Here is a 24,853-nt window from a genome sequence, read left to right as displayed (position 1 = left end):
CAGGATCAGCCCAGCCAGGCAAAGAGCTCGGGATACTGGCTCCACACCAGCTTGGCAGACATCAGGAGGGAGACGGTCACCAGCAGCGGCTTGATGAGCTTCACCCCCTTCTTGAGCACCAGCTTGGAGCCCATGCGGGCCCCGATGAACTGCCCCATCGCCATGCACAGGCCCACGCTCCACACCACCTTGCCCCCCAGGGTGAAGAACAGCAGGGAGGCGATGTTGGAGGTGAAGTTGAGCAGCTTGGTGTGGGCGGTGGCCCGCGCCATGCCAAAGCCCGCCAGGGCCACGAAGCCGATGGCAAAAAACGACCCTGTGCCCGGCCCGAAGAAGCCGTCATAAAAGCCCACGCCCCCGCCCACCAGCAGGGCGAACGCCATGGGGGTGAGGCGGCGCTGGCTCTCCGCATCGCTCACCCGGGGGGAGAAGTAGAAGTAGCAGGCGAACGCCATCAGCAGGAAGGGGAGCAACCGCTCCAGGATGGCGGCATCTATGGTCTGTACCGCCAGGGTGCCGATGGCCGCGCCGATGAAGGTGCAGATGACCGCTGGCCAGATGATGGCCCACTCCAGCAGCCCCTTGCGGGCATAGAACCAGGTGGCGGAGAAGGAGCCGAAGCTGCTCTGCAGCTTGTTGGTGCCGAGCACCAGGGCCGGCGGCATGCCGGTGGCCAGCAGGGCCGGCACCGTCAGGAGACCACCGCCCCCGGCGATGGCGTCGATAAAGCCGGCGATGAGGGCCACCCCGAACAGGGCGACCAGGGTGAACAGTTCCAGTTCCATCCATAGACCTCGTGTGATGGGCCGCCCGCAACCACGCCGGGGCCCTGTATGAGCACAATGCAGGACGCTATCCTAGCGACCGCGGGCTCATGAGGCCAACGAAACAGTGGCAGCCAATTGATTCCTTATTTTCATCAATCAAGTACAAGAGGCTGGCTGCCTCTTGATGGCCTCCAGCCCCTGCAGCAGCGGGGTTTCATCCTCGCCGGGGGCACGGCTGACCCGGCCCGCCATGTAGCGGCTGCTGAAGAGGATTAATCCAGGGCGGCAGCCTGCTCCTTGATGGCCTCGAGCCCTTGCAGCAACGGTGTCTCGTCATCCCCCGGCGCCCGGCTTACCCGGCCCGCCATATAGCGGCTGCTGAAGAGATTGAACCAGAGCTGCAGCGCCTGACCGGCCTGCAGCTCCCCGGCCACCTCCAGCACGCAGGCGGCCACCTCGGCGGTGCACAGGTGCTCGTCGCTGTGGGCGACCCGCATGCCGTAGGTGGAGAGCGCATCGGGCTTGATGGCGAGCACCGGGAAGCCGTCGAGGTAGGGGCTCTTGTTGAACATCTTGCGCGCCTCGGGCCAGGTGCCGTCCAGCAGGATGAAGAGCGGCTTCTTGCCGGGGGCCGGTGTCACCACAGAAGTGAGCCGGGTCGGCTCCTTTTCGCAGGCGGGGAAGACCACGTAGGGCTGCCAGGCGGGATCCGCCAGCAGCGCTAGCAGCTCGGGATGGGGCTCGGTACGCGACCAGAGAAACGCCCAGGTGGTGTCCGGCAGCACGTCGGCGATGAGGCGCCCGGTGTTGGAGGGCTTCATGGGCTCGCTGTCATACATCATCAGGCAGAAACCGGCCTTCGCCTTGAGGGCGGGGCGCCAGTCGCAGGCACACCAGTCGTGGCGCAGCTGGCAGGCGTCGCAGCGCGGCACGCTGCCGCCACGGGCAAGGAAGGGGCGGGTCGAGACGCTCTTGCGCCACAGGCGCAGGCGATTGACGGCGTGATCGGGAATGGGCTTCATGGAACGCGGCTCTGGCGGCGCCTGTGGCGGAATAAAAGGGGGCAGATTGTAACGGCGGGCGCCGCCTGCGGCAAGGCTTGCCAAGGGGCACACGGCCCCCCTTCCCTCACCCCGCACCTGCCGCGGCATCCCCATGATAAAGGGGCCCTGAGGCCCCTTCTGACAATGCGCTGCAACCGGATCTGGCCCCGGCGTCAGACCGCCTTGCGCAGGATCCGCTCCAGGTAGTCGGCAAAGCGGTGGCCGTGATGCTCCAGCAGTTTCGGGAACATGGAGATGGAGGTCATGCCCGGGAAGGTGTTGATCTCGTTGAGCAGGATTTCCCCCTCTTCGGTCAGGAAGAAGTCGATGCGCGACAGATGGGTCAGCTTGAGCTGGCGGAACGCCTTCAAGGCATACTCGTGGATGGCATCGGCCTGCGCCTGGGTCAGCCCTTCGGCCTTGAGCGCGGTCTCGGTGTGGCTGGCGCTGCTGTACTTCTCTTCATAGGTGTAGAACTTGTCCTGGGGCACGCAGATCTCCCCGGGATAGGTGGCCACCAGCTCGTCGCCGTACTGGTAGACCGCCACTTCCAGCTCGCGGGGCTTGACCGCTTTCTCGATCAGCACCTGCTCGGAGTAGCCGAAGGCATCCTTGATCCCCTGCACCAGATCCGCCTCGTTGCTGGCGGAGTAGCAGCCGACAGAGGAGCCTTGCGAAGCCGCCTTGATGAAGACCTTGCCCCACTTGGCCAGAGCCGCCTTCGCCTCGCTCACCGCCTCCTCGCTCTGCTCGGTCAGGAACAGATAGGGGGTGTTGGGGATGCCAATGGCGGAGAGCCACAGCTTGGTGCTGATCTTGTTGAAGCAGATCTTGCTCGCCTCGGCGTCGCAGCCGAGGTAGGGCAGCCCCGCCAGCTCGAGGAAGGATTGCAGATCCCCGGTCTCGCCCGGGTAGCCGTGGATGCAGGGCACCACGTAATCCACCGGACGGGCCACGCTGTCAAAGGAGAGCAGCTTGTCCAACCCCAGCTTGCACTCGCGGCCATCGGCAGAGAGCCAGCGATCGGCGAACATCTCGACCCGGGTCACTTCCACACCGGGCAGGAGCCCCAGCTGTTTTTCGAGGAAATTGGCGCTGCGCAGAGACACTTCGTGCTCGGAGCCACCGCCGCCGCACAGCAGCAAGACATGCATGTTCTTCATTAGATGTGATCCCTTGGGAGAAGCGGCTTCGTCATCACCCTGTAAAAAACCAACCGAAGAGCCTGTTCACCCTCCTCCTGCGTGGGCAGGGGGAGGCGCGAGCATGTTCCCATCACAGGACGAAGCCGGAAACGAACATAAGTGCGGGCAGTGTAGCAAGGGAGGGGAAGCCTTGTCAGCCGATGGGACCGCCCTCCCCCCCTCCTGACCCGTATAAAGTGTCCCGCCGTGTCAGATACTGGACGAAATGCGCTCAGCGAGGCGGATCGACCCGCCCGGCGCCATTGCCGTTGACCCGGAACCAGCCAGCGATGCTGTAACGCTCCTCGCTTGCGGGCAGTACCTCGTGGGGAAACTCCTCCGACAGGAACAATACCAGCCTCCCCCCCTGGGGAGAGACGTCCATCAGGAACTGCTCGTCGTCGCCATAGACCCGTAATATTCCCCCCGCTTCTGGCTGCCAGTCGTTGTTCAGGTAGAACACCGAGGTGAGGCGGCGGTTGGAGCGCCCGGCGAAGGCGTCGCGGTGGGTGGCATAGAAGTCGCCGCGCCGGTAGCGGGCGAAGTGCGCCTCGTAGTCGAACAGCCCCAGCATCAGGCTGCGGTTCGCCGCCAGGCGCAGGGACTCCATGCGCGCCAGGTAATCCGCCACCGGCGCGCCGAGGGAGGCGTCCAGCCAGTGGATCTGATCCCGGCGAATGTCGCGGTTGTCCTGGTGCAGGGTATCGCGGCCGATCCCCGCCGGTCGCCACTCGTCCGGCAGGCAGGCCTTGAGGGCATCCACCTCGGCGGCGGTTAAAAAATCGTCCACTATCACCCATCCCCGGGTGTAAATGGCATCCATGACGGCTTGATAGTCCAAGATAGGCTCGCAGCGAGGGAAGAGAGTGCGCTTTTTAGCGACTTCGGCTCACCGGCACAAACCGGATTGCTTCTCCTGAGAAGTCCCGCCATCAATATGACCCGGGGCCCACCGCTCCTTCTTCCCCTTGCTCCCCGGCGCCTGGCCCGCTAACGTGCAGGAAGCCCCGCGGGGCGCCTTGTCTTTCATCTCAGGAGAGTGCCATGCCCTTGCCCCCTATTCCCCTGCAACGCCTCGACGGCACGGCTTGCTCCACCGGCGATCTGCAGGGGCGGGTCGTGCTGGTGGTCAACGTGGCCAGCCGCTGCGGGTTCACCCCCCAATACACCGGGCTTGAGGCCCTCTATCGCCAGTTCGGTCCGCAAGGCTTCGAGATCCTGGGCTTTCCCTGCGATCAGTTCGGCCACCAGGAGCCGGGGGATGCCGAGGAGATCGCCCGTTTCTGCGCCATCGACTACCCGGTCAGCTTCCCCCTGATGGCGAAATGCGAGGTCAACGGCGCCCGGGCTCACCCCTTCTATCGCTGGCTCAAGCAGCAAAAGCCCGGCCTGCTCGGCAGCGAGGCCATCAAGTGGAACTTCACCAAGTTCCTCATTGACCGGGAAGGCCGGGTGGTGGGCCGCTTCGCCCCCCAGACCAAGCCGGAGGATCTGGCCCAGGCCATAAAAGCGCTGCTCTGATCCCTTGCAAGGAGCTGGCAGGGGGCGCGCATCGCCCCTCCAGCCTCCACCTTTTCCATGACGACACACACCCTGCCGCGCCCATCTGCGACGCCGCTACTGCGCGTGCGCCTCGCTTCTGCTATATTACGCGCCCACTGTCTCTTGTGTGGTCGCCCCGCCGGACGGGCCCAGCCCTTCCCCCTGCGACCCACCTTAATTTTCATGCCGTGACGGGCCAAGGCCGTCGTCACCCGTTGAGCCCAAGGCTCGGAGTGTCCCTCGAAGATGTCATTCAATGAACTGGGTCTGTCCCCGCACATCCTGCGGGCCGTCAAGGAGCTGGGTTATGAAGAGCCCACCCCCATCCAGCAGCAAGCCATTCCCGCCATCCTGGCCGGGCAGGACGTGCTGGGCGGCGCCCAGACAGGCACAGGCAAGACGGCCGGTTTCACCCTGCCCATGCTCCATCGTCTGCTGGCCAACCACGGCCGTGGCGGTCGCCGCCAGGTACGCGCCCTGGTGCTGACCCCGACCCGGGAGCTGGCTGCCCAGGTGGGCGAGAGCATCATCAAGTACGCCCACCACCTGCCGTTTCGAACCCTGATCGCCTATGGTGGCGTCAGCATCAAGCCGAACCTGGACGCCATCAAGCTCGGGGTCGACATCCTGGTCGCCACCCCGGGCCGTCTGCTGGATCTGCTGACCCAGGGGGCACTGACCCTGAGCGCCCTGGAGCTGCTGGTGCTGGATGAAGCGGATCGCATGCTCGACATGGGCTTCATCACCGACATCCGCCGCATCATGAAGGCGCTGCCGGACGAGCGTCAGACCCTGCTCTTCTCCGCCACCTTCTCCAATGACATCAAGGCGCTGGCGGACGATCTGCTCAAGGATCCCACCCTCATCGAGGTGGATCCCAGCAACACCGCCGCCGAGCAGGTGACCCAGCGCATCATCCAGGTCGATCGGGAACGCCGCCGGGAGATGCTCTCCCACATGATCGGCCGTGGCAACTGGCAGCGGGTGCTGGTGTTCGTGCGCACCAAGCAGATCGCCGACAGGCTCGCCCAGCAGATGCAGAAAGACGGTCTGGACACCGTCGCCATCCACGGCGACAAGAGCCAGGGGGCCCGCAACCGGGCGCTGGCCGATTTCCGCGAGGGCAAGGTGCGGGTGCTGGTCGCCACCGACATCGCCGCCCGGGGCCTGGACATCGATCAGCTGCCCCACGTGATCAACTTCGAGCTGCCCCAGATGGCGGAGGATTACATCCACCGCATCGGCCGTACCGGCCGCGCCGGGCGCGGTGGTGAGGCCATCTCCCTGGTGAGCCAGGACGAGCTCGGTCAGCTCAAGTCCATCGAGGCGCTGATCGGCCAATCCCTCTCCGTCGAGATCATGGAAGGGTACGAGCCGAGCGGCAAGCCGAGCCGCCAGACCCTGCCCGGCAGCAAGCCGGTGCAAAACCCGCCCCGCGCCCGTGGCGCCGCCAACGCCAAGGGTGGCAAGGGCAAGCCCGCCGCCGGCAAAGGCAAGGGGGATGGCGCCAAGAAGCCGACCCAGTCTCCTCAAAACAAGTCCCGCAAGCGGGAAGTGGTGGGCGAGGACATCGGTTTCGCCCCCATGCGCCGCCTGCCCAGGGCCGAACGAGGCGACTACCAGGACAACTCCAACGAGGAGTGATCCCGCGCACCGACGCCATCATGAAAAAACCGCCCTCGGGCGGTTTTTTACTGGATCTGGGCATCCCTTGTCGGGGTCTCTGTTCCTCTCATCCGGTGTTCACTCAATGGGCTACTCGCCCGAAACCGGCCCGGCGGCCATGGCATCGACCTTTCTGATGACAAACCCTCTCTCGATACCGGCCTTGAAGCCCAGCTTTTCATACAGACGGTGAGCCCCTTCGCGCCCCTCCCCCGACAGCAGCATCACCTTGTAGCAATCCAGCTCCCAGGCCAGGGCAAGCGCCCGCTCAAGCACCCTCTGGCTTAGGCCCTGGCGCCGAAAGCGCGCTGCCGTGACCACGTGCTCGATGATGCCGAACGGCCTACCACCATTGGTCAGGGTCGCAATCACGCCAAGCTGGCAGGTGGCGGCCAGCTGGCCATCCACCTCCGCCACCAGGATCCGCAGGTGTGGTTGCGCCAGCACCGCCGCCAGGGCTGCACGGGCAGATTCCGGTGCCAGCAGTGGATCCTGGGGGCGCAATTCACGATAGAGGGCCAGCAGACCGGCCACATCCTGCGGGGTACAGGCCCTGATCACCGTCATCGTTCTTCTCCTTGACACTGGGGCTACGCCATCTCACGCCTCGCGGGGAGCGAACATGATGATGGCCATGCCCGTCAGGGCAACACCCGATCCCACCCAGTCCCACAACGTGGGTCTGATGCCATCCACCAGCCAGAGCCAGAGGATGGCCACGAAGATATAGACGCCGCCATAGGCCGCATAGACGCGACCGGCGGCGGTCGGGTGCAGGGAGAGCAGCCAGGCGAACAGGGCCAGGCTGACACCCGCCGGTAACAGCAGCCAGGCGCTGCGTCCCTGGGTCAGCCAGAGATAGGGCAGATAGCACCCCAGGATCTCGGCCAGCGCCGTCACCAGAAACAACCCCATGGTTTTCAACTCGAGCATCGACTACCCCGTTTCCCGGTAAAAACGGCAATGGTAAGCCAAATCCCCGGACCAGGTAAGAGAGGCGCTCGCCTTGCGGGCTCAGCAACACCGGGGGCTAGCCCCCGGATTCACGACAGACGTGCCTCAGCGGGTCTTGACCGCCTGGAGCAGGGCCGAGACGTCGGCGCCGAAGCGACGGGTGCGGATGGCCTCGCGAATATCCGCCTCGCCGTAGCTACTGCCCGGATAGACCACCACGCAGGCGGTGTCGCCGGGTCTCAGGAAGTGGGTCTCGCCGAAGGGGGTGTAGCGGGTGGCGCCTATGCTGATGAGGGCATGGGCCGGGCGCCCCGCCTGGGCCAGCAGCCCCTGGATGTGCTCGGCCGGTCCCTCGTCCTGCTGATGGTTGAACTTGTCGATGGCCCAGCTCAGCAACTGGTCGTGGAAGTAGCTGTAATCCACCGCCGCGCTGTCGACCCCGTAGGGGTGCAGCTCGCCGTCGCGCTCCAGATAGCAGGCGATGCGGTAGTCATCGAGCTCGCAACCCGCCCCGAAGTGGGAGAGCGGCAGCAGCTGCTCCGCCAGTCCCTTGCTCTCTGCGCCCCAGTTCTTCTTCTCGCTGATCTTCTTCGCGTTGGGGCGGCGGATGGAGCAGTCGTTGTAGGCGCCGAACGCCAGAGGGCGGATGGCCACTACCTGCTCCCCCGCGTACTCCAGCTCGCACCAGAGCGCCACTTCCGGCTCGATCTGCACCTTCTCGTCCCCGCTCACCGCCGCCTCGGGCAGGAAGATGGCCTCGCCGCTCAGGGGAAAGACCCCGAGCTGACCAGGATGGGACGGCACGTAGAAGGGGAACAGCGCCTTGGGGGCCACCTTGTCGGCAACCTGGACGGCGACGAAGTCCGCCGCCTCCCCCGCCTGCTCCAGGTGACCGGCGAAGTTGCCCGCCACCCCCAATCCGATAAAGGGGGTCAATGTGGTGATCTGCATCTGTGGCTCCACTGGCGCGGCCGGTGCCGCCGCCTCGTTGTCATTGTTCAGGGGCGGAAAATACCGCCAAAGAGGGAGCTCATTAGAGCACAGCCCCCGGCCCGCGCCCAGAAAGCCGGCGGCAAGCTGTGCGCCAGGACGGATTTTCCCTCGCCAGATGGTCATAAAACACGCTGTCGACCCCAAGCTGTGATCCCGGTGCTTGGGCGGGGCCGGCGCTTTTGCTAGTCTGCTCCATTCCGTTGCCGTTTGAGTGCCGACACATGGCCGTGACTACACATTTTCAGGGGCGCTTCGAGGTGGAGTTCAAATACCGCCTGGAGAACAGCGCAGCCTTTTCCCGCGCCCTCGCGGCCCTCGGCCCCGAGGTGATGGTGGAAGGGGACCAGGAGCAGGACTGCTACTTCGACACGGCGGACGGCGCCCTCGCCCGGGAGGGCAAGAGCCTGGTGATCCGCACCATGCAAACTGCCGGCATCCGGCTCTGGATCGTGAAGGGGCCCGGCCCCGATCGCTGCGAGGCGGTCAATATCTCCGATGCCGACAAGGCCGCCAGCATGGTGCGCACCCTGGGCTACCAGCAGGTGCTGACCATCCACAAGCGGCGCAGCATCTATTTCGTCGGCCCTTTTCACATCACCCTGGATCACCTGGCGGGCGTCGGGGATTTTGCCGAGCTCGCCATTATGACCGACGACGAGGCCGCCCTGCCCGCCTATCGCGAGCAGTTGCTGGCTCTGGCCGCCAGGTTGGGGCTCGGCCCCGAGCAGCGGGAGAGCCGCTCCTACCGCACCCTGTGCGAGCCGCGGTCCTGATTTTGACAAGAGGAATCTGCCCATGATCGACAAACTCGCCTGGCTGACCTTCAAGGAGGGGCAACTGCTGTGCGCCCGCTCCCACGGCAAGGCCCTCTACTACATTCCGGGCGGCAAGCGCGAGCCGGGAGAGAGCGACGAGGCCGCCCTGGTGCGCGAAATCGAGGAGGAGCTGGCGGTGAGGCTCCACCGCGAGACCCTACGCCTGGCCTGTGAATTCAGCGCCCAGGCGGACGGCAAGCCGCAAGGGGTGATGGTGAACCTGCGCTGCTACACAGGCGAGGCTGACGGCACCCCCACTGCCTCGGCGGAGATCGCCGAGCTGCGCTGGCTGGACAGCCGCCACCAGGATCAGATCTCCCCCGTCTCCCGACTGCTGTTCCAGTGGTTGGCGGAGCAGGGGCTGATCCGCTAGGGCGCGGCCTTCTCGGGACAGGCACCGACCATCCCCTTTAATTGGCAACGAGAGAAAAGATGAGGAGAGTCAATGGAAATCATTGAGGTCGAGAGCACCAGAGGCATCAAGCCTGCGCTGATCACCCTGCTGCAAGATTGCGTGGCCAGCGGTGCATCTGTGGGCTTCCTGCCCCCCCTGCAGGAGGAGCAGGGGCTGGCGTACTGGCAAGGCATCGAGGGGGAGCTGGCCGAGGGGGTGCGCAAGCTCTGGGTGGCATTCGATCACCACCATCTGATCGGCGCCCTGCAGCTCTCCCTGTGCACCAAGGCCAACGGCGGGCACAGGGCCGAAGTGGAAAAGCTGATGGTCCACAGCCAGGCCCGTGGCAAGGGGGTCGGTCGCGCCCTCATGAACGCCATGGAGCAGGGAGCCCGCGATGCCAAACGCACGCTGCTGGTGCTGGATACCCGGGTCGGCGACGTGGCCTCCACCCTCTACCGCCAGCTCGGCTATCAGGAGGCCGGCCAGATCCCCGACTTCGCCCGCAACGCGGACGGCTCGCTGGCAGCCACCCAGTTCTTCTACAAGCAGCTCTGAGCCTAGCGCCATGATGGCGCCTCCGTCGCCGGCAAGTCCGCCTCAGGGCAGTGTTGTCGGCGGTGAGACTGATGGCCGGGATGCCATTTTTTCAATTGAACGTATTCAATCAGACCACCTTGGCAAGGAGCCATCATGATACTGGAAGTCGCCCATCTGCAGGTTATCCCGGGCCAGGCCACCGCCTTCGAGCAGGCCTTCGCCCATGCCCAGCGCATCATCAGCGCCATGCCGGGCTACGCCGGCCACCAGCTGCAGCGCGCCTTGAACGATCCCCATCACTACCTGCTGCTGGTCAACTGGCAGCGGCTCGAGGATCATACCGAAGGTTTCAGGGGCTCACCCCAGTACCAGGAGTGGAAAGCGCTGCTCCACCACTTCTACGACCCCTTCCCCAGCGTCCAGCATTTCGAGGGAGTACTCCCCTGATCAACGCCCGACCAGGGTGAGGGATCACGCCAGGGCGTCGGCCAGTCGCTCGGCCCTGTGGGCGATCACGGGATCGGCAAAAGCACCCTGCGCGGCGATCAGCTGCAGTTCGTAGGCATCCGCCTCCCAGGTCTGGCGTAGCACCGCATCCACCGCGGCATTGGTACGCTCAAACGCGCTCACCGCCTCGTGCCCCGCCTGCAGGTTGGCCAGCATCAGGGCGCTGATGAGATCCCCCACACCCACCGGCTGACGGGCAAAGTCGTAGAGCGGGCGGGAGATCAGATAGTCCCCCTGCGGGGTGGCCAGCAGCATCTCGAAACGCCCGGCCACGCTGGCGGCGCGGCCCAGGTGCTTGACCAGCACCATCTTCACCCCGCTTTCCAGCAGTTGATGAGCCGCGGCCCGGGTCTGGGCCAGGGTCGCCAGATGAACACCGCACAGGGTCTCCAGCTCCAGCAGGTTGGGGGCCATGATGTCCGCCACCGGCAGCGCCTTCTCCGCCAGGAAGCGGGTGACGCCGGGCGCCACTATGCAGCCCTTCTCCGGGTGACCCATGACGGGATCGCAGAAATAGAGGGCCGCCGGATTGGCGCTCTTCACCGCAGCCACCACCGCGAGGATCTCGTCCCCCTGCTCCGCCGACCCCAGGTAACCGCTCAGCACCGCGTCACAACGCCCCAGCACCTCGATATTCCCCAGCCCTTCACACAGGGCGCCGATGTGGCCCGCCGGCATCGCCATCCCCTGCCAGCCCGCCGCGTACTGGGTATGGTTGGAGAATTGCACAGTGTTGATGGGCCATACCTCCATGCCGAGGCGGCGCATGGGAAACACGGCGGCGCTGTTGCCGGCACAACCAAACACCACGTGGGACTGAATAGAGAGAATGCGCTTCATGGAGATCACCGCAGAGACGAGTCAGGAGAAAGGCGCAATATATAGGATGAAGATACGGCAGTTCCACCCTTGTGCAGCACAAAGCCTTATTTGGCTCAAGACTCGCCTGCCGACACCCTTTCTTGGGTGCGGCACACCGGATCCACAGAGCGCTCGAAGGTGTCATGTTGTAAAAGACAATTCTTGTTTGATGGCATATGCGGAGATAAAAACAGCAGCGCACCTGGTGATCGGCGCAAATCGCGATGGCAACGAGACCAGGCACGTCATCCTTCGGCTGCGGAGGTCATCGACCTGCTTGAGAGCTGAACAAGGAAAATTGTGGAGGATGGGAGCATGTGGAAAGCCTGGCGCTACGCGCACCCAAGGCGCCCGTTCGAGGGGACAGGGGTCGTGACGCTGGCAATACAGGGGGGTTGGCGACAAAGGATGTCCCCCACCCCTCCTCACTTCGTCCTGGATGGTGCCCTCTGCGAAAAGCGATACCGGGCGGCTTGGCCGCCCCATCGCAACAGGTTGCACGCGTCAGTGAAATCCTTGAAGCCCATGGAAAAAAGCCGCGAAAGGCTCTGGGGTCACAGGGGACAGGGCCAGCAGCCCTGCACCGACTCAGGTTCAGGGGCGGGCGAAGTGGTAGACCCACCCCTCGTCCAGCGCCAAGTCGGCCGCTGGCGGCACCAGGGGCGGCAGCAAAGTGACGTTCCCACCGGCCGCATATTGCAGTGCCATCAGGGCACAGAGGGCGGCATCGTAGGGATCGGTGCCCGGCACCAGGGAGGCCGGCAGATGGGGCTGCAACTCGGGCCGCACCGCGGAGGCCTTGCCCCCCACCTTGGCAAGCGCCGGATAGACCTCCAGCACGGCGCGCTGCGCCTCCCTTGCCAGCTTGGGTACCAGCTGCAGATCCCCAAGGCGCGGCAGCATGGAGAGCGCCAGGGTGGCATTGTTCCCGAGCCTGTCGAAAGTGGCCGACAGCGGTTTCTTGCCATATTGCTCGTATAGCCAGCGCTCGCAGTCCCGATAGGCATAGGGGTTGTCTATCTCCCGCTGGGGCACGGCGCACTCGCCCCCCTTCCCCGCCAGCAGCTCGCCGAGGGCCCGTGGAAATGCCAGGGGAGCGTCGATGCCGAGGGCGAGATGCGGGCAGGCGAGCACCTGCATCAGCACCATCTCGTCTTGTAGCGCCGGGCGCAGCAGGGCATCCAGATCCGGCGCCACCCGGGAGCTCAGCCGGAACAGGGGGGAGATGCCAAGCCAGTGAAGGCGCTGCTCGCGGGCCTGCCAGCCCACCACCGCCACCGCCTGGGCATTGCCCTGCCAGCCCCTCACATCCCAGCCGATGCCGATGGCATCCATGTGTTCCGTTGTCATGCCCCTGTCACCTCCACACACTATTGATTGAGCACAGGGTAATGACTGCCCCTCCTAAAGCAAGGGGCGACGGCACGGTTAGAAGGATTTCTTGAAGTTCACCAGAGGCAGGATGGGGAAGATGCCGTTCTCGGCGTAGTTGGCGAGGCCTATCTGCAGGCCATCGAGGTGCCGGGTGGCATTGACGAAGCCCAGCTGGAAGGTGGTGCGCTCGGCATAGTTGACGAAGCCGACGTTGGTCATGGCATTGCCCTGGGCGATGTTGACGGCCCCCCAGTTCACCCCTCTCACGTTGTTGGTCAGGTTGACGAAGCCGAGGTTGATCCCGGTGTCCTGTCCCTGGTGCCAGTTGACGGCGTTGATGGCGACCCCGCCAAACTGGTGACGCACCCGGGCGGCGCCGAAGAAGATGCCCAGCTGCAAGCCGGTGAACTGGTCCACGTCGGAGAGGGCGAATACCGGCAGGTCGATGCCCTTCACCTGGCCCGTGCGGCCATACAGGAAGGAGGCACGCGCCCCTTCCACATGGTGGGAGGCGGGCAGGTTGACACCGGGCAGGGAGATCTGGATAGGGGTGCTGGCCTGGGCCAGACCTGCGAGGAACAGGGTGCTGCCGCCGAGCAGCAAGGCAAGAGGCTTCATCGGGGCTTCCTTGAGAAGAGGAGTGTGGCGCAAGGGTACCAGCGCCTGACCGGCGGGACGAGGCCCCACCCCCTTCCCTGCGTCACCACTCGTCTGAATCCATGACCTGACCCGCTCGGCTGACAAAAAAATTCAAACAGAAATTAACATTTATGTCATTTACACCAAAGACGCTTTGGTTGCAGAATGCTCAAACGTGCGTTTGAACAGAGAAAGCGACACGTAAGACAGGGATGACGAGCTGTACCCGAAAGAAGGGTCAATTGACCCGCAACAACACTGTTCTGCCGAACTGGAGACCATGATGAATATGGACGTGATCAAGAGCTTTACCGAGCAGATGCAAGGCTTTGCCGCCCCCCTCACCCGCTACAACCAGCTGCTGGCCAGCAACATCGAACAGCTGACCCGGTTGCAACTGGCATCTGCCAATGCCTACGCCGAACTGGGGCTGAACCAGTTGCAGGCCGTAAGCAAGGTGCAAGATGCCCAGAGCCTGGCCGCCCTCGGCACCGTGCAACTGGAGAGCGCCAGCCAGCTCTCCCGCCAGATGCTGGATGACATCCAGAAGCTGAACGCCCTCGGCCTGCAGTTCAAGGAAGAGCTGGATGCCCTGACCGCAGACGGCATCAAGCAGAGCACGGGCAAGGCCTGATAACCCCTGGCTGCCCGTCCGGGCAGCCACATCTCCCCACGACGAGCGTGCGGGCCCCTGCCCGCCCCGGGTGTGGGTGAAGGAGAACCCATGAGCCAACCATCTTACGGCCCGCTGTTCGAGGCCCTGGCCCACTACAACGACAAGCTGCTGGCCATGGCCAGGGCCCAGACCGAACGCACCGCCCAGGCCCTGCTGCAGACCAATCTGGACGATCTGGGCAAGGTGCTGGAGCAAGGCAGCCAGCAACCCTGGCAGCTGATCAATGCCCAGATGAACTGGTGGCAGGATCAGCTCAAGCTGATGCAGCACACCCTGCTCAAGAGTGCAGGCCAGCCGAGCGAACCGGTGATCGCCCCGGATCGCAGCGATCGCCGCTTCAAGGCCGAGGCCTGGAGCGATCAACCCCTCTATGACTACCTCAAGCAATCCTATCTGCTGACCGCCAGACACCTGCTGGCCTCGGTGGATGCCCTGGATGGCGTGCCAGAGAAGAGCCGGGAGCGGCTGCGCTTCTTCACTCGCCAGTACATCAATGCCATGGCGCCCAGCAATTTCCTGGCCACCAACCCGGAACTGCTCAAGCTGACTCTGGAGTCCGACGGCCAGAACCTGGTGCGCGGCCTCGCACTCCTGGCCGAGGACCTTGAGCGCAGCGCCGATCACCTCAACATCCGCCTGACCGACGAGTCCGCCTTCGAGCTGGGGCGGGATCTGGCGACCACCCCGGGCCGGGTGGTACAGCGTACCGAGCTCTATGAGCTCATCCAGTACAGCCCGACCACGGAGACGGTGGGCAAGATGCCGGTGCTGATCGTGCCCCCCTTCATCAACAAGTACTACATCATGGACATGCGGCCCCAGAACTCCCTGGTCGCCTGGCTGGTCGCCCAGGGCCAGACGGTGTTCATGATCTCCTGGCGCAACCCGGGCGTGGCCCAGGCCCAGGTCGATCTCGACGACTACGTGGTGGACGGCGTCATCGCCGCCCTGGACGCCGTGGAGGCGGTCACCGGCGAGCGGGAGGTGCACGGCATTGGCTACTGCATCGGCGGCACCGCATTGTCACTGGCCATGGGATGGCTGGCCGCCAGGCGCCAGAAGCAGCGGGTGCGCAGCGCCACCCTGTTCACCACCCTGCTCGACTTCTCCCAGCCGGGGGAGCTTGGCATCTTCATCCACGAGCCCATCATCGTGGCGCTGGAGGCCCAGAACGAGGCCAGGGGCATCATGGACGGGCGCCAGCTGGCGGTCTCCTTCAGCCTGCTGCGAGAGAACAGCCTCTACTGGAACTACTACATCGACAGTTACCTCAAGGGCCAGAGCCCGGTGGCTTTCGATCTGCTGCACTGGAACAGCGACAGCACCAACGTGGCGGGCAAGACCCACAACAGCCTGCTGCGCCGACTCTACCTGGAGAATCAGCTGGCGAAGGGGGAGCTTCGGATCCGCAACACCCGCATCGATCTCGCCAAGGTGAAGACCCCGGTGCTGCTGGTGTCGGCCGTTGACGATCACATCGCCCTCTGGCAGGGCACCTGGCAGGGCATGGCGCTGTTCGGGGGCGAGCGGCGCTTCCTCCTGGCCGAATCCGGTCACATCGCCGGCATCATCAATCCGCCAGGCGCCAACAAATACGGCTTCTGGCAGAACGAGGCCGAGGTGGACAGCCCGGAAGCCTGGCTGGCAGGGGCGACCCACAGCGGCGGCTCCTGGTGGCCCGAGATGATGCGCTTCATCCAGAGCCGTGACGAGACAGAGCCCGTTCCCGCCCGCCTGCCGGGCGACGGCCTGGAGGCGGCCCCCGGCAGCTACGTCAAGGAACGGCTCAATCCGGTGTTTGCCGGCGCCAAGGTGCAAGAGGAGGAACCCGCATGAACGCACCATCCCTGGCCGTTGGGCAGAAGGCGAGCCTGACCAAGCGCTTCGGCCCCGCCGAAGTCGCGGCCTTCGCCGGCCTGTCGGAGGATTTCAACCCCCTGCACCTGGACCCGGACTTTGCCGCCACCACGGTGTTCGAGCGCCCCATCGTCCACGGCATGCTGCTGGCGAGCCTCTTCTCCGGGCTCCTGGGTCAGCAGTTGCCGGGCAAGGGGAGCATCTACCTGGGCCAGAGCCTCTCCTTCAAGCTCCCGGTCTTCGTCGGGGACGAGGTGACGGCGGAGGTGGAGGTGATCGCCCTGCGGGACGACAAGCCCATCGCCACCCTGGCCACCCGCATCTATACCCCGAGCGGCGACCTCGCCGTCACGGGAGAGGCGGTGGTGAAGCGCCCCTGACGCCCTGCGAGCCCGGCACCCGCCGGGCTCGCCATTTTCCCTGCCACGGCTTTTTTCCCGGCCAACGGCCACTTGCCCTTTCCCTGCCCCGCCTAACTGCCTAAAATGAGCCCCCGCTGTTTCAGCCATTCATCCAGCTAGAGGATTTCCCATGGAGACGTTTCTGCTCGAAGGTCACCCCTTCGTTGCCTTGTGTGACCTGATCAAGCATCAGGGTTGGGCCGATTGTGGCGGTGCCGCCAAGGCGCTGGTCGCCGAGGGCCTGGTGGAAGTGGACGGTCAGGTCGAGACCCGCAAACGCTGCAAGATAGTCGCCGAGCAAGTGGTCAACTTCAACGGCATGAAGGTCGTGGTGAAAGAAGGCGTCAGCCCCGAGATCCTCTGATCCCGACGCTCGGCCACCCAAGCGCTGTCCAGCACCATGGCCGAGCGGGTGGTCAACTTCATCGTCATGAAGGTCATCGTGAAGGTGGTCGTGAAGGAAGGGGCCGGTCCCGACATCCTCTGATCCCTGCCTGAATAAGGGCGCCAAAGCGCCCTTTAGCATTCAGCTGGCCTTGATCGAGAGCGTCAGCACGAAGCGCGCCATAGCCTCGTCCCCGTTGAGCGACGGGCAGGTGGCCACCACCCGGATGGGGCGGTTAATGCGCTGACCGCTCGCCAGGGACTCGTCGATCATGGCGTCAATCTCCTCCCCCGCCTCACAGTCAAACTGCACGTCCCCCTCCGGGCGTTTCAAGAACTCCCCCTGCACGTCCTTGAAGGCGAAATGCACCTTCTTGCGCCGTGCCCGCCCCTTCTCCATCACCAGCAGGCCGCCCACCAGATCGGCGCCGGTGGCGAGCGCCCCGAAGTACATGCTGCCGAGGTGGTTGCGGGTGCGCCAGCCCAGCGGAATGCGGATGCGCAGCGCCCGCGCGTCCATCTTCTCGATGACGGGGGCACAAAAGCCGATGACGGGAATGTAACGCCAGGCAAAGAGGCGCAGGGCGAGGTTGGCTTTGAAGCGTTGCAGGTCCATTGCAAACTGATCCGATGAGTTAATGTAAACAACATGTTGCCAGCATGACTCGCCGGATTCAAGGCTGGGCCGCCACGGCCACCCGCTATTCGCGGGGTGCTTTCACCGCCATCTGTCGTGGTTTCTGCTCGGGCAGCAGGCTCGCCATCTCCGCCAGGATGTAGTCGATAAAGAGTCGCGCCGCGTAGGAGAGCCCCTTCTTGCCGGGATAGACCAGCCAGATGTTGTCGAGAGTGGTCTCGTATTCCGGCAGCAGATCGATGAGCTCGCCGCTCTCGACGAACGACTTGACGATGATCTCCGGCAAGATGCCGATGCAGTCCCCCTGAAAGACCGCATGACGGATGTAGTAGGAGCTGTTCGAAATCACCCGGCTGTTGATCACCACCTCACCCCGATTGAAGATCAGCCGGTTGTCGAGCTGGCCATCCGGCAGTCGCAGGGTCAGCACCTTGTGCTGGTGCAGATCCTCGAGGGACTTGGGCCTGCCGTACTGCTCGATGTACCTGGGGCTCGCGTAGAGCTTGCGGGTGAAGGGCATGATGGGTCTGGCGACGAAGCTGCCATCGTTCACCACGCCGATATGGATGCTGGCATCCAGACCGTAGTTGAAGATATCCCGGTAGCCGACCGCGCTCAGGTGCAGCTCGAGGTTGATCTTGGGGTACTTCTCCAGAAAGCGCTTGAGCAGGTCGTGGATGAAGATATCGGACTCATTAAGCAGGCCGATCTTGATGTTGCCGGTGGGCTCGTGACTCTGGGTCCGGATCTGCTCATGAGTGTGATCCAGCATGGGAATGATGTTCTGCAGGCTGTTGTAATACTCCAGCCCCACCGAGGTCATGGTCAGCCGGCGAGTCGTGCGGGTCAGCAGCTTCACATTCAGCTCTGCCTCGAGATCCTTTATGCGTCGGCTCACGTTGGCACGCGGAATATTCAGCGCGTCGGCGGCACTGGTAAAGCCCCCGAGCTCCACCACCGACAAAAACAGCTTGAGATCGTCGATCTTCATCTCGGCTCCCGCCTCTTCATTTCGCTCTCACTCCCCTCTCGCATCACTCTGCAGCACGTCGACTGCATCCCTCACCCTCAATTGTCACGAAATTCGTGACAGTGAGGATTGTTATAGCCTGATTATCTCACCAATTGGATTCGATAACATATCTTCTTCACACCTGATTAACTGGATTTCCCCATGCAACACCTGTTTTCCCCTCCCGGTCTCTCTGTCCTCATCCTGGGAGGCCTGCTCGCCGGCTGCGGCACCGACACGACACCCGAGGTGGTCAAGCCGCCGCGACCGGTGAATGCCATGCAGCTCTCCGACAGCAAGAGCCTCTACAGCCTGAAGTTCAGCGGCGAGATCAAATCGCACCAGAGTGCCAGCCTCGCGTTTCGCGTGCCGGGCACCCTGGAGACGATCCTGGTCAAGGAGGGGGACAGGGTCAGCGAGGGGCAGGTAATCGCACGCCTCGACCCCCATGATTTCCGGGTTCAGCGAGAGGCCATCCAGGCCCAGCTTGGCGAGGCGAAAGCCGCTTACAAGCTGGCGGTCGTCGAACTGGGCCGCACCCGTCAGGCCGTGCAGGACAAAGCCATGGCCAGCATCAACCTGGAGCGCGCCACCAGCGCCCGGAACCAGGCCAATGCCCGAGTCCAGATGCTGCAGCAGTCCCTCAAGCAGGCCGAAGACGCCCTCGCCTACAGCGAGCTCAAGGCGCCGTTTGACGGGATCATCGGCCAGCGCTTCATCGAGGAGCACGAACAGACCTCGCCGGGCCGGCCTGTCTTCTCCCTGCACCAGCCGACGGCCCTCGATGCCGTGGTCGACGTGCCGGAGCAGCAGATTGGTCAGATGAGAAGCGGGATGCCAGCCCGGGTGACCTGGTATCGCCAGGAAGCCGGTGTGAAGGCCGTCAGCACCGAGATCGCCAGCCTGCCGGATCCCCTCAAGCGCACCTACAAGGTGACCTTCAAGCTGCTGGATAACGCCCCCGAGCTGGTGCCCGGCAAGGCCATCAACGTCGAGCTGTCCCTGCCTGCGAGCGAGCGCATCTACTGCCTGCCCGCCACGGCCATCAAGAGCCTGGACGGACAACCCCAGGTGATCGCCATCAAGGGCGCGGCGGCGAGCCACGTGCCCGTCACCGTCGTCAGCCAGCGCCACGACACCCTCTGTGTGGAAGGGAAACTCAAGGCAGGCGACAAGATAGTCACCGCCGGCAGCGCCCTGCTCAAAGAGGGTCAGGCCATCGCCGTCATCAACCAGGTGGATGGCCAGTCATGAATCTCTCCTTGTTTGCCATCCGGCAGAAGACCTTCGTCATCTTCTTCGCCACCCTCTGCGCCATCGCGGGGGTCTACGCCTATTTCGATCTGGGCAAGCTGGAAGACCCCTCCTTCACGGTGAAGAGCGCCGTCGTCGTCACCCTCTATCCCGGCGCCACCGCCCAGGAGGTCGAGCAGCTGGTCACCGACAAGATAGAGACCAAGATCCAGGAGATGGGATCGCTGTGGAAGCTCAGATCCCTCTCCCGTCCCGGCAGCTCGATGATCTTCGTCGATCTGCAGGAGAAATACGGCACCGACCAGCTGCCCCAGCAGTGGGACCTGCTGCGCCGCAAGATCCAGGACGTCAAGCTGGATCTGCCCGTCCAGGCGCAGGTCAGCATAGTGCAGGACGAGTTCTCCGAGGTGTACGGCATGCTGTTCGCCGTCTATGGCGATGACATCCCCATGCACCAGCTGAAAGATCAGGCCCGCGAACTGCAGCGCAGGATCAAGGCGGTGCCCGGGGTCAAGAAGGTGCAGCTGCACGGGGTCAACGAGCAGGTGGTCAACATCGATGTCTCGGAAGAGCGCCTGGCGGAGAGCCACATCTCCCTGGCTGAACTGGTCACCCAGCTCAACAGCCAGAACGTCCCGGTGCAGACCGGCGACTATCACCTCGGCATCGAGAACCTGCGCGTCGCCCAGAGCGGCCAGTACCGGAACGTGGAGGATATCCGCAACCTGATGCTCACCACGGGGCAGCCCGGAGCAGGCACAGGCACCTTGCGCCTGGGAGACGTGGCCGATGTCCATCTCTCCTACCAGAGCCCGGCCCTGACCGAGAGTCGCTACAACGGCCAGCAGGCCATCACCCTCGCCGTCAGCCCCCAGGACGGGATCAACGTGGTCAGCATCGGCGACGAACTGACCCGGGTATTGCAGCAATTCGAGGCCGAACAGCCGCTGGGCACCGGGGTCGGCGTCATCGCCTACCAGCCCACCGAGGTGATGAAGTCCATCAACAACTTCGTGCTCAACCTGCTCGAGAGCATCGTCATCGTAGTAGTGGTGCTGCTGGTCTTCATGGGCTGGCGCAGCGCCACCATCGTCGGGGCCAGCCTTCTGCTGACCATCCTGTTCACCCTGGTCTACATGAACCTCACCGGGGTCGATCTGCAGCGCGTCTCGCTCGGCTCCTTCATCCTGGCCCTCGGCATGCTGGTCGACAATGCCATCGTCATCGTGGATCTGTTTGCCGCCAAGCTGCGCAAGGGGATAGAACGCACCACCGCCGTCAGAGAGTCCGTGCAGGAGATGGCGTTGCCGCTTCTGGGGGCGACCGTGATCGCCTGCCTGGGGACCGCCCCCGTGCTGCTCTCCCAGACCGACTCGGCGGAGTTCTCCCTCTCCATCGTCCAGGTGTTGTGCAGCTCCCTGCTGCTCTCCTGGGTGGTTGCCATGGTGGTCACGCCGCTGATGTGCTGGGCCTTCATCAAGGCATCGAGCCAGGATGAGAGCAGCGCGCCCAAGAGCAGGGCGGCCCGTCTCTATCACCAGGCTGTGAACTGGACGGTGGAGAACCCCAAGCGCGCCCTTGCCCTGGTGCTGCCCCTGCTGCTGCTCACCGTGCTGAGCGCCCCCCTGCTCAAGGTCAACTTCATGCCGAGCTCGGATCGCAGCATCGTCTTCCTCGACTACTGGCTACCGAGCGGCGGTCGCATCGACAACGTCTCCCAGGACATGAAGGCGATCGAACAGTGGCTGTTGCAGCAACCCGAGGTGGCAAGCATCTCCAGCTACATGGGCGAGAGCGCCCCCCGTTTCTCGGTGACCATAGAGCCGGAACCGCTGGATCAGAGCTATGGCCAGATCCTGATCAACACCCGACAGTTTGACGATATAGCACCGCTGGTCGCCCGGGGCGATGCCTGGCTCGCGAGCCGCTTCCCCTATGCCGAGCCCAGATTCCGCCCGCTCAAGCTGGCCACCAAGGACAAGTTCAGCATCGAGGCCCGCTTCGAAGGGCCGGATCCCAAGGTGCTCAAACAACTGTCGGCACAGGCGCAAGCCATCCTGCAGGCCCATCCCGACACCAAGTACATCCGCGATGACTGGCGTCAGGAGAGCAAGGTGATGACCCCCATCATCAACCAGGCAGCCGCGCGCCAGGCGGGCGTCACCCGGACCGATATTGCCCTGGCCATCAGCCGGGCCACCGAAGGGGTACAGATCGGCACCCTGCGCCATCAGGACGACATGATCCCCATCAAGCTGCGCAGCGCCAACGGTTCCCTGGAAAACCTGGAGAGCCTGCCGGTGCGCTCCGTCCTCGGCCAGCACAGCGTGCCGCTTGGCCAGGTCATCGACGGCATCGAGATCACCGGGGAAGAGAGCATGATCTGGCGCCGCAACCGGCTCCCGGCCATCACGGTGCAGGCCGACGTGAAGGGGGGAACCACCGCCTCCGAGGTACGCAAGGAGCTGGCCCCCCAGCTGGAGGCCATCACACTGCCCGCCGGTTATGAGATGCACTGGGGCGGCGAGTACTACGACGAGAAGCGCTCCATCGACGACCTGATGGAGCAGAACCCCAAGGCGGCGGTGATGATGCTCATCATACTGGTGGCCCTGTTCAACGCCTATCGTCAGCCCATCATCATCTTTACCACGCTGCCGCTGGCATCGATTGGCATCATCTGGGCCTTGTTGCTCACTGACAAGCCATTCGGCTTCATGGCCATCGTCGGCATGATCTGCCTCTCGGGCATGATCATCAAAAACGGCATAGTGCTGCTCGATCAGATCGAGCTGGAGCGGCGCAGTGGCCGCACTCTCGCCGAGGCGGTCAAGGAGGCGACCCTCAACCGCACCATGGCGATCTCCATGGCGGCGCTGACCACGGTGCTCGGCATGGTACCGCTGTTGACCGACAGCCTGTTCGATCAGATGGCAGCCACCATCATCGGCGGCCTGGTCGCGGCCTCCGTGCTCTCGCTGTTCATCATGCCTGCGCTCTACATGCTCTTCTTCCGGGCGGAGCAACAAGCTGAAACCACAGCCCATCAACAGATTACCGAAGAGGAACACCGCCATGAATAAGCGCAGCATGGGCGCGATTGCGACCCTGATCATGCTGGGGGGCTGCGCCATGGCCCCCGATTACCAGCCCCCCGAGAGCCGCCTCAACAGCGTCTATCTCAATCAGGGTGCCCAGGGCACCACAACCGAGGGTGAACCCGCCCACACCTGGTGGGCCCAGTTCAACGACCCCCAGCTCAACGAGCTGGTAGCGAGGGCGCAGCGCCAGAGCATCACATTGAAGATCGCGAGCCAGCGCATTCAGGCGGCCCAGGCCTACCAGAGCGCCGTGGCCTCGTTCAAGGTGCCGACCCTGACCCTGGGAGCCGGCTATGCCGACATCCGCCTGAGCGAAAACGAGGCGCTGATGGGACAGGCGGTGAGCGGCATCACCCTGCCCCCGGCGCTCGGGGGCGGCACGGCCCAACTGGTGGACCGCGATCCCACCGAGACCTTTGTCGGGATCAATGCGGCCTGGGAGCTGGACCTGTTCGGGCGCATCGACAGCCTGAGCCAGGCCGCCGCCATTCGCGCCGAGCAGGCCGAGATCATGCGCCAGGGGCTCAACACCGCCATGACGGCCGATGTGATCAGCAACTACCTGCAATATCGCGGCGCCGAGGAGCGCATCGCCATCGCCACCAAGAACCTGCGCGAGCAGGAGGAGACGCTGGTCATGGTTGAATCCCTGAATCGTACCGGCTACGGCTCGGAGCTCGATGTGGCCAATGCCCGCGCCGGCCTTGCCACCGCCAGGGCCAGCCTTCCCATGCTGGAGACGGCCAGGAGCGTCCACCTGAGCCGGCTCGCCGTGCTGCTGGGAGAGCCCGTCAGCCAGACCCGGGCCCGTTTCTCGCCTGCGCCCCTGCCGAGCATGAAGGCGCTGGTGCCGACCGGTCTGCCCGCGTCGCTCTTGACCCGTCGACCCGACATCGCCCTCGCCGAGCGGGCCATCGCCGCCAAGAATCAGGAGGTGGGCGCGGCCATCGCGGACCGCTATCCCAAGGTGTTCCTGACCGGTGCCCCCGGTCTGGTCTCCGGCGAGACAAGCAATCTCTTTGAGTCGGGCTCGACCACCTGGGCCCTGGGTGCCGGCGTGTCGTGGAACCTATTCGACGGCGGCCGCGGCGAGGCCATGGTCAAAATTCAGGAGGCGGGTCTGAAAGAGGCGGCGCTGGCCTACCAGAACCAGGTCAACAGCGCCTTCAACGAGGTGGAAACCACCCTGGTCGCCTACGGCAACAGTCTGGAATACAGCAAGCATCTTGGCGAAGCGAACCAACAGGCGCAAACCGCCCTCACCAAGGCCAAGGCCCTCTACCGGGCCGGTCTGGTCAACCACCTCTCGGTGCTGGACGCCGAGCGCCAGCAGAACAGCGTGCAGGATGCCGAAATCGTGGCGCGGCTGGGCAGCGCCACCAAGGTGGTCCTGCTGCACAAGGCACTGGGGGGAGACTGGGACATCCCGGAGCCGGCCCCGAGTCAGGGATAAAAGCACCTCACAGAAACGACATCACCGGCTCCTGGCCGGTGATGTCGTTTTCACGCCTTGAATTGACCCGCGCTCAGGCTCGCCTCTCCTCGAGCCAGGCCCCCTGGCTCTGCATCTCGAACAGCTGGGCATAGTGCCCCCCGAGCGCCATCAGCTCGCCATGGGTGCCCCGCTCGCTCACCTGGCCGCGAGAGAGCAGCAGGATCTCGTCCGCATCGACGATGGTGGAGAGGCGATGGGCGATGGCGATGGTGGTGCGGCCACGGCGCGCCGCCGCAAGCGCCTGGGAGAGCGCGAGCTCGGTCTGGGAGTCCACGCTCGCGGTCGCCTCGTCCAGGATGAGGATGCGCGGATCCCCCACCAGGGCACGGGCAAAGGAGAGCAGCTGGCGCTGGCCGGCGGAGAGGTTCTTGCCCCCCTCCTCCATCAGGGTCTCGATCCCCTGCGGCAGGCGGCGCACGAAGTCGGCGAGCTGCACCTCTTCCAGCGCCTGCCAGAGTCGCCCATCCTCGATACCGTCGCGCCCGAGGCGCAGGTTTTCTGCCAGAGTCCCGACGAAGATGAAGGGATCCTGCTGCACCAGGCCGATGCTGCGGCGCACCGCCGAGAGCGACAGGCTCTCCATGGGGTGATCATCGAAGCGGATGGTGCCCTGATCCAGGGGATAGAAGCCCATCAGCAGGCTGATGATGGTGGACTTGCCGCTGCCGGTGTGACCCACCAGCGCCAGCATCCGGCCGGGCCGGGTGGCGAAGCTCACCTCGTGCAGCACCCGCTGCTCGCCATCGTAGGAGAAGCTC

26 protein-coding genes and 1 pseudogene are annotated in these 24,853 nt (G+C 64.4%); 13 read left to right on the top strand and 14 right to left on the bottom strand.

Features of this window, described 5'->3' with window-relative positions; all coding sequences use genetic code 11:
- Positions 1-5: 5 nt before the first annotated feature.
- The 5 genes and pseudogenes from BN1136_RS08825 to BN1136_RS08810 all read right to left on the bottom strand — a co-directional run bounded on the left by BN1136_RS08825 (position 6) and on the right by BN1136_RS08810 (position 3,835).
- On the bottom strand, positions 6-785 hold the full coding sequence (locus tag BN1136_RS08825; RefSeq protein ID WP_043760237.1) for a TSUP family transporter: 780 nt from the start codon (positions 783-785) through the stop codon (positions 6-8).
- Between the two features lie 138 nt (positions 786-923).
- Positions 924-1,037, bottom strand: a pseudogene (locus BN1136_RS20665) (DTW domain-containing protein); the annotation flags it as partial.
- A gap of 2 nt (positions 1,038-1,039) precedes the next feature.
- Positions 1,040-1,789, bottom strand: a complete 750-nt coding sequence (locus BN1136_RS08820; RefSeq protein ID WP_043760235.1) for a tRNA-uridine aminocarboxypropyltransferase — start codon at positions 1,787-1,789, stop codon at positions 1,040-1,042.
- A 194-nt stretch (positions 1,790-1,983) separates the two neighbouring features.
- Positions 1,984-2,973, bottom strand: coding sequence for a D-alanine--D-alanine ligase (locus BN1136_RS08815; protein ID WP_043760233.1), 990 nt, complete (start codon positions 2,971-2,973; stop codon positions 1,984-1,986).
- Between the two features lie 253 nt (positions 2,974-3,226).
- Positions 3,227-3,835 carry a 2OG-Fe(II) oxygenase gene (locus BN1136_RS08810; RefSeq protein ID WP_043760231.1) on the bottom strand — a complete coding sequence of 203 codons (609 nt, stop codon included), beginning with the start codon at positions 3,833-3,835 and terminating at the stop codon, positions 3,227-3,229.
- Between the two features lie 203 nt (positions 3,836-4,038).
- On the opposite strand from BN1136_RS08810, the gene BN1136_RS08805 reads away from it, so the two are divergent.
- Together BN1136_RS08805 and BN1136_RS08800 are read left to right on the top strand one after the other, a co-directional pair.
- Positions 4,039-4,515, top strand: a complete 477-nt coding sequence (locus BN1136_RS08805; protein ID WP_043760229.1) for a glutathione peroxidase — start codon at positions 4,039-4,041, stop codon at positions 4,513-4,515.
- A gap of 267 nt (positions 4,516-4,782) precedes the next feature.
- Positions 4,783-6,180, top strand: a complete 1,398-nt coding sequence (locus BN1136_RS08800; protein WP_043760227.1) for a DEAD/DEAH box helicase — start codon at positions 4,783-4,785, stop codon at positions 6,178-6,180.
- A 111-nt stretch (positions 6,181-6,291) separates the two neighbouring features.
- Here BN1136_RS08800 and BN1136_RS08795 read toward each other — a convergent pair whose 3' ends face one another.
- From BN1136_RS08795 to BN1136_RS08785, 3 genes are all read right to left on the bottom strand, one after another.
- A complete protein-coding gene (locus tag BN1136_RS08795; protein WP_043760224.1) occupies positions 6,292-6,768 on the bottom strand; it encodes a GNAT family N-acetyltransferase in 477 nt (158 codons plus the stop codon).
- 33 nt (positions 6,769-6,801) lie between these two features.
- Positions 6,802-7,134 (bottom strand): YnfA family protein, encoded by a 333-nt coding sequence (locus BN1136_RS08790; protein ID WP_043760223.1) that lies wholly within the window; start codon positions 7,132-7,134, stop codon positions 6,802-6,804.
- A 126-nt stretch (positions 7,135-7,260) separates the two neighbouring features.
- Positions 7,261-8,106, bottom strand: a complete 846-nt coding sequence (locus BN1136_RS08785; RefSeq protein WP_043760221.1) for a DUF5718 family protein — start codon at positions 8,104-8,106, stop codon at positions 7,261-7,263.
- A gap of 269 nt (positions 8,107-8,375) precedes the next feature.
- Here BN1136_RS08785 and BN1136_RS08780 point away from each other — a divergent pair, with 269 nt between their 5' ends.
- The 4 genes from BN1136_RS08780 (at position 8,376) to BN1136_RS08765 (ending at position 10,344) form a co-directional block, all read left to right on the top strand.
- Positions 8,376-8,921 (top strand): class IV adenylate cyclase, encoded by a 546-nt coding sequence (locus BN1136_RS08780; RefSeq protein ID WP_407921448.1) that lies wholly within the window; start codon positions 8,376-8,378, stop codon positions 8,919-8,921.
- Positions 8,922-8,943: 22 nt separating this feature from the next.
- Positions 8,944-9,336 carry an NUDIX hydrolase gene (locus tag BN1136_RS08775; RefSeq protein ID WP_043760217.1) on the top strand — a complete coding sequence of 131 codons (393 nt, stop codon included), beginning with the start codon at positions 8,944-8,946 and terminating at the stop codon, positions 9,334-9,336.
- A 72-nt stretch (positions 9,337-9,408) separates the two neighbouring features.
- Positions 9,409-9,915 (top strand): GNAT family N-acetyltransferase, encoded by a 507-nt coding sequence (locus BN1136_RS08770; protein WP_043760215.1) that lies wholly within the window; start codon positions 9,409-9,411, stop codon positions 9,913-9,915.
- 135 nt (positions 9,916-10,050) lie between these two features.
- Entirely contained in the window at positions 10,051-10,344 is a 294-nt protein-coding gene (locus BN1136_RS08765; RefSeq protein ID WP_043760212.1) for an antibiotic biosynthesis monooxygenase family protein, read from the top strand.
- A gap of 24 nt (positions 10,345-10,368) precedes the next feature.
- On the opposite strand, the gene pdxY is transcribed toward BN1136_RS08765, so the two are convergent.
- From pdxY to BN1136_RS08750, 3 genes are all read right to left on the bottom strand, one after another.
- On the bottom strand, positions 10,369-11,244 hold the full coding sequence (gene pdxY / locus BN1136_RS08760; protein ID WP_043760247.1) for a pyridoxal kinase PdxY: 876 nt from the start codon (positions 11,242-11,244) through the stop codon (positions 10,369-10,371).
- Positions 11,245-11,859: 615 nt separating this feature from the next.
- Positions 11,860-12,615, bottom strand: coding sequence for a DUF429 domain-containing protein (locus tag BN1136_RS08755; protein ID WP_043760210.1), 756 nt, complete (start codon positions 12,613-12,615; stop codon positions 11,860-11,862).
- A 78-nt stretch (positions 12,616-12,693) separates the two neighbouring features.
- On the bottom strand, positions 12,694-13,257 hold the full coding sequence (locus tag BN1136_RS08750; protein ID WP_043760208.1) for a VC2662 family protein: 564 nt from the start codon (positions 13,255-13,257) through the stop codon (positions 12,694-12,696).
- A gap of 304 nt (positions 13,258-13,561) precedes the next feature.
- Between BN1136_RS08750 and BN1136_RS08745 the strand changes: the two genes are divergently transcribed.
- The 4 genes from BN1136_RS08745 to ybcJ all read left to right on the top strand — a co-directional run bounded on the left by BN1136_RS08745 (position 13,562) and on the right by ybcJ (position 16,576).
- A complete protein-coding gene (locus BN1136_RS08745; RefSeq protein ID WP_043760206.1) occupies positions 13,562-13,912 on the top strand; it encodes a phasin family protein in 351 nt (116 codons plus the stop codon).
- Positions 13,913-14,002: 90 nt separating this feature from the next.
- Positions 14,003-15,790 carry a class I poly(R)-hydroxyalkanoic acid synthase gene (locus BN1136_RS08740; protein ID WP_043760204.1) on the top strand — a complete coding sequence of 596 codons (1,788 nt, stop codon included), beginning with the start codon at positions 14,003-14,005 and terminating at the stop codon, positions 15,788-15,790.
- A complete protein-coding gene (locus tag BN1136_RS08735; RefSeq protein WP_043760202.1) occupies positions 15,787-16,191 on the top strand; it encodes a MaoC family dehydratase in 405 nt (134 codons plus the stop codon). Before BN1136_RS08740 ends, BN1136_RS08735 begins: the two co-directional genes overlap by 4 nt.
- Positions 16,192-16,342: 151 nt before the next feature.
- Positions 16,343-16,576 carry a ribosome-associated protein YbcJ gene (gene ybcJ, locus BN1136_RS08730; RefSeq protein ID WP_010674882.1) on the top strand — a complete coding sequence of 78 codons (234 nt, stop codon included), beginning with the start codon at positions 16,343-16,345 and terminating at the stop codon, positions 16,574-16,576.
- Between the two features lie 162 nt (positions 16,577-16,738).
- On the opposite strand, the gene BN1136_RS08725 is transcribed toward ybcJ, so the two are convergent.
- Both BN1136_RS08725 and BN1136_RS08720 read right to left on the bottom strand, forming a co-directional pair.
- Positions 16,739-17,212 (bottom strand): DUF4442 domain-containing protein, encoded by a 474-nt coding sequence (locus BN1136_RS08725; RefSeq protein ID WP_043760197.1) that lies wholly within the window; start codon positions 17,210-17,212, stop codon positions 16,739-16,741.
- A gap of 85 nt (positions 17,213-17,297) precedes the next feature.
- Positions 17,298-18,224: a LysR family transcriptional regulator gene (locus tag BN1136_RS08720; RefSeq protein WP_043760195.1), complete on the bottom strand. Its 927-nt coding sequence runs from the start codon at positions 18,222-18,224 to the stop codon at positions 17,298-17,300.
- A gap of 183 nt (positions 18,225-18,407) precedes the next feature.
- Between BN1136_RS08720 and BN1136_RS08715 the strand changes: the two genes are divergently transcribed.
- Genes BN1136_RS08715 through BN1136_RS20190 form a run of 3 tightly spaced genes read left to right on the top strand, consistent with a single transcriptional unit; the run spans position 18,408 to position 24,053 of the window.
- Complete coding sequence (locus BN1136_RS08715) at positions 18,408-19,499, top strand: efflux RND transporter periplasmic adaptor subunit (RefSeq protein ID WP_043760193.1); 1,092 nt, start codon at positions 18,408-18,410, stop codon at positions 19,497-19,499.
- Positions 19,496-22,582: an efflux RND transporter permease subunit gene (locus BN1136_RS08710; protein ID WP_043760190.1), complete on the top strand. Its 3,087-nt coding sequence runs from the start codon at positions 19,496-19,498 to the stop codon at positions 22,580-22,582. The genes BN1136_RS08715 and BN1136_RS08710 overlap by 4 nt, the downstream gene beginning before the upstream one ends.
- Positions 22,575-24,053 carry an efflux transporter outer membrane subunit gene (locus BN1136_RS20190; RefSeq protein ID WP_043808385.1) on the top strand — a complete coding sequence of 493 codons (1,479 nt, stop codon included), beginning with the start codon at positions 22,575-22,577 and terminating at the stop codon, positions 24,051-24,053. The genes BN1136_RS08710 and BN1136_RS20190 overlap by 8 nt, the downstream gene beginning before the upstream one ends.
- 73 nt (positions 24,054-24,126) lie before the next feature.
- Here BN1136_RS20190 and BN1136_RS08700 read toward each other — a convergent pair.
- A partial coding sequence (locus tag BN1136_RS08700; RefSeq protein WP_043808383.1) for an ABC transporter ATP-binding protein occupies positions 24,127-24,853 on the bottom strand: 727 nt, incomplete at its 5' end.

Source organism: Aeromonas taiwanensis, assembly GCF_000820165.1.
Taxonomy (GTDB): domain Bacteria; phylum Pseudomonadota; class Gammaproteobacteria; order Enterobacterales; family Aeromonadaceae; genus Aeromonas; species Aeromonas taiwanensis.
This window is presented reverse-complemented; position numbering and strand designations above follow the sequence as displayed.